2 protein-coding genes are annotated in these 5062 nt (G+C 50.2%); one reads left to right on the top strand and one right to left on the bottom strand.

Annotated features, from left to right (window positions below):
• The coding region (locus MR847_RS09035) for a cadherin repeat domain-containing protein (RefSeq protein WP_287723577.1) at positions 1–3093 on the top strand (3093 nt) is incomplete at its 5' end.
• A gap of 15 nt (positions 3094–3108) precedes the next feature.
• On the opposite strand, the gene recQ is transcribed toward MR847_RS09035, so the two are convergent.
• Positions 3109–4914, bottom strand: coding sequence for a DNA helicase RecQ (gene recQ / locus MR847_RS09040; RefSeq protein WP_287723578.1), 1806 nt, complete (start codon positions 4912–4914; stop codon positions 3109–3111).
• Positions 4915–5062: the final 148 nt, after the last annotated feature.

Here is a 5062-nt window from a genome sequence, read left to right on the forward strand (position 1 = left end):
ATGAAGCTCGCCAATGCGGCGGACTTCAATACAACAGGCATGCCGCTTTGCACGGTGAATTCCGATGGAACGATTACGGGTGATTCTGCGACGATTACGTTTAACGCCGGCAGCATGCTTCCGACTTCCGCTACATATATCACTCCGGTCACGGACAAACGCGTCGAAGGCGATGAAAGCTTTAAGATGTATGTGTTTAACATGAGCGGTGCCGTGCTCTCGGGCAATAAGCGTACCGGTTCCTTCACGCTTTACATCAAGGATGCCGACAGCAATCTTCCGCCGGAATTCAGTGAATCTTCTTACGATTTCACGATCAACGAAAATAGCTCGGTGAAGGATTCAACGGGAATCGTTTCGGCCGTGGACAAGAATGCGGACGACATTCCAGAGTATTACATCTCCTCAGGTGATTCGAGCATCTTTGCCGTGGACGCTTCGACGGGAAAGATTACACTGAAAAAAGAAGTCCTCGATTACGAATCCAAGGATACGACTTATACGATTTATATCTGTGCGACGGATGGACAGTTGAATTCGGATCCGGTGAAGGTGACGATTCATGTGAAGGATGTGAACGAAAAGCCTAGCCTTTCGGATACGACCTTGACTGTGGCAGAAGATGCAGCAATCAGCGATACTGTTGGAACTCTCGAAGCGTTCGACCCGGATTCGTTGAATGTGAACTTCTCGACGATTACATACAAGATTATTTCTGCATCGGTTTCTAATTATTTTAAGATTGATTCCAAGACGGGTGTGATTACTGTTGCGAAGTCCTTGGATTACGAAAAGAATCCGACGTATGTTTTGACGGTCCAGGCTTCGGACGGCACCTATGCGGATACGGCGACGGTAACGATCCAGCTTTTGGAAGTGAATGAAGCTCCGATTGCCGAAGAAACCGTGGTAACGATTAAAGAAGAATGCGTCGGCTGCTCTGTGTCAAAGAAGGTGACGGCAAGCGATCCGGAAAATGATCCGCTCACGTACAAGATCATTTCGGATACAAGCAACGTCTTTATGATCGATTCGACGACGGGCATTATTTCGCTCCGCGACGCCGAACGTCTGGATTACGAAAAAGATTCCGTGTACACGGTGACGGTCTCGGTGACCGATCCGGATGGCCTTTCGGATACGACGACGGTAACGATTAAAGTGATTAACGCCGTGGAAGATGTGAAAATTATTCATGCGGAATCGGGAGACTCTTCTTGGACCGAGCCGGATACGATTTACACGAACAATCCGAAAGTTTATATCAAATGGACGACGCCTGACGGTGAAAAGGATAGCACAGTCGTGGTCAAGGAAGATAAGAATATCATCACGGTAAAATACCAGGATGGCTCGGACCAAATCATAATCTATCTCAGCACGAAGATTCCGGTAGTGACTATCTCTGCTTCAAACGATACATCGGGACGTCCGAGCGGTGTAACAATCGTGGAACAGAAGGATGCAGATGATCCGGCAAGCTATGTCCGTTCCAATGCGACGATTGTGACGGTGAGCGTGGTGGATTCCTCGGGAGAAAAGACGCAGACCGCGAAGACGAGCTTTAAGGTAATCCTCGATACGGCAAGAGTTTCTGCGTCGAACATCAAGACGGCAGAACAGACAATCGGCAAGGTGAACCTGAAGGATGAAGCCGATCTTTCTTCGAAAGTGCAGGTAACGCATTCCGTGATCGGTGAAAACTTAATCCAAGTCAGCTATGACGATACGACTTCCGCGGGAACTGTAGTCAAGGTCTCTTACTATACCGATTCGAACGGCAAACGTTTGACCGATTCGAACGGCGAAGAATACTATGAAGTTTCGATGACGTTCAAGGATGCGGACGGTAAGGTTGTAACGCTCACCTATACGATCGATGCAACAGGAACGGTGAAAACCGATTCCGATGGCAATACGATCTATGCGGTTGGCTATACGTATGAAGCAAAGAGCTCGGACGGCAAGAAAGCTTACGACGTGAATGTTTCTTACACGATCAACTCGAAGGGAACGAAGACGAAGGATGAAGACGGAAATCTGATTTATGAAGTCAGCTACACTTACACCGACGTCTATGGCAATTCGGCGACGGCAACGGCAAAGGTCATTGTCGATACGATTCTTCCGAAGGTGAAAATCATGACTCCGGAAGATTCTACAGTCGTGAGCAACGTCTCGATCGAAGTCAAGTGGACCGTGGATGGTATTGAACAGGATACTTTGAATTACCAGGGCTTGAACGATGGCAAGAACTTGATCATTCGTACCTACCGCGACAAGGCGGGTAACGAAGCTTCGGATACGGTCGTGGTGATTCTCAAGGCGGGTAAGCTGATTACGATCAATATGGAAGAACCGCTCGTCTCTTCGGATCCGAAGGACGTGGAAAAGTTCACCTCCGTTTCGAACAGCGAAAAAGGAACCACTTATGCGTTGAGCGTGGTGAACGCGAAGACGGGTAAGGAAGAAGAAACACAGGCGGGATCTTCTAGCGGCGTTTCGGAAGGAACGGGCGAAGAACCGTACACGGGCCTCACGGGAAAACATCTCGGTGCAACGCTCAGCATTACGGCCCAGGCTCCGGCAATCGATGAAACGGGAACGCTTTCGACCTTGGAAAGCATCGTGGAAAATGGCTATGTCGCACTCGATAGCGGTGGCGGTTGGGACCGTACCACGACGACCGTCGAAGACTACGTGGAAAATTACTGCTCGACGGCATTCCAGAAGGCGTATGATTCCATTGGAACGGCGGCAAGCCTTTACACGACGACGATCAGCTTGAGAATTTGGCTCTTCTCCACGATCGGTGATTATGTAGCTGATTACAGCTTCTCTCAGAATATCACTCCGGATTACGTCGATAAGAGTGGCGCAATTCAGCTCTACTTTGAAATGAAGCCGGATGCGCAGGGTTACCTGAAGAATGCGGAAGGGCGTAAGCTCGGCACGGGCGCCTACATCTTCACCTCGGACGTGAAAATTCGCTCGGAACTCCAGTGCGAACTTCCGGATCGCAAGCAGGGTTACATTCGCAAGGATGACGACAGAATCCTCTCGAAGTGGGGCTACCGTCGTCCGAAGGATTAATTTCTCTGTAAAAGCTTAGAGCATGCGGCAGATTTCCTTTACGAAAATCTGCCCATATTTTTTGCATTTAAATGTGCCGATGCCCGGAATTTCTGCGAAGTCTTCAAGGCTTGTAGGCTTTTGTGCGACAATTTCCGTGAGAACCTTGTCGTTGAAGATAACGTAGGCGGGGACGTTTTCCTTTTGGGCAAGTTCCAAGCGCAAGAGGCGCAGAGCCTGGAACAGTTTGTCGTCATCGTTTGTGGCGAGCTTTGGCGTGCGCAGGGATTTGGAAGGGGAACTTTCCGTTTCGCGGACGAGCGCGAGTTCGAGCTTTTTTTCGCCGCGCAGGATTTCCCAGCCGTAAGGCGTCATGGAAAGGTGCTGGTCCTGGGCGTAACTCTTTTCGATGACTCCCAGATGAACGAGCTGCATTAAGTAGGCGTTCCATTTGGCGGGCGGTGTCGTTTTGCCGACACCGTACGTTTTGATCTTGTCGTAATGCTTTTCCAAAAGTTCGGTGGAGCGTTTTCCACGCAAAATGTCCACAATCATGTGGCTGTTTTCGATTTGGCGTGTGCGCACGATTGCGGAAAGCGCCTTTTGTGCAAGGATTGTACCGTCAAAGCGCTGTGGGGGATTCTTGCAGATATCGCAGTTGCCGCAGTCATGATCGAAGGCTTCTCCGAAGTAGCTTAAAAGAATACGGCGCCTGCAAATGGGGCTTGTCGCATAATGTTCAATGCGGTGAAGCTTTTCGATTTGCAAATCCTTTTCGCCGCTTTCTTCGGCAAACTTGGCAAGCTGCACCATGTCGCTATCGGAATAAAAGAGAAGCGTGTCGGAGGGAAGTCCGTCACGACCTGCACGCCCGATTTCCTGGTAGTAGCCTTCCATGTTCTTGGGCGTGTTGTAATGGACGACAAAGCGGATGTCGGGCTTGTCGATGCCCATGCCGAAAGCGGTCGTCGCGCAGATGACCTGGGTGCGGTCATTCAAAAAATCTTCCTGGATTTCGATGCGTTCCGCACTTTCAAGCCCCGCGTGGTAAGCCTTTGCCGGAATTCCGCGGTTGCGCAGTTCCGTGGCGACCGTTTCTGTGCTGCGGCGCGAAAGGCAGTAAACGATGCCGCTTTGACGTTTGTGCTTGCCGATGAACTTTTCGATTTCGTTGAGTTTTTCACGTTTGCGGTAATTCAGTTTGACGGTAAGACTCAGGTTCGGGCGGTCGAAGCTTGAAAGGACCACGTTTTCTGGGGGAATTGAGAGCTGAGTCTGAATGTCTTTGCGGGTGACCGAGTCCGCGGTGGCCGTGAGCGCGATCAGCGGTGTCTTGGGGAAACGTTCCCGCAGCGCATGAAGCTGGGAATATTCGGGGCGAAAGTCGTGGCCCCACTGCGAAATGCAATGCGCTTCATCGATCGCGAACAGGGAAATTTCCATTCGCAAAAGAAGATGATCCAGTTCGTATTGGATGCGTTCCGGGGAAAGGTACAAGAGCTTCAGTTCTCCGTGCATCGCCTTCTGTCGAATTTCAAAAGCCTCTTCTTTCGATACCTGACTGTTGAGGGCGGCCGCCGCCACGCCGTTTTCGCAAAGGTTATCCACCTGGTCCTTCATCAGCGCAAGCAGCGGGGAAACAACCACACACGTTCCCGGAAGCACCAGGGCAGGAATCTGGTAACAGATAGACTTCCCACCTCCTGTCGGGAGAAGCGCGAGCGTATCCTTGCCTGCAAAAAGATTCTTTAAGACAGCCTCTTGCGCCGGGCGAAAGGTCTTAAAGCCAAAGGTCTCTTTTAACAGCTGGGTGGCAAATTCAAAAAGTCGATCCGATTCCATGGGTGCCCAAAAATAGAAAAGTGTACAAAAAAAGCCGTCTTAAATATAAGACGGCTCATTGACAAGAAATGTCTAATTAGTGAAGCTGTGCAGTGAGCAGCTTGTTGATCGCCTGCACGTATTCACCCGGATTTTCGAGCTGGGAACC

It is taken from the genome of Hallerella sp. (assembly GCF_022776125.1).
GTDB classification, from domain to species: Bacteria; Fibrobacterota; Fibrobacteria; order Fibrobacterales; family Fibrobacteraceae; genus Hallerella; species Hallerella succinigenes.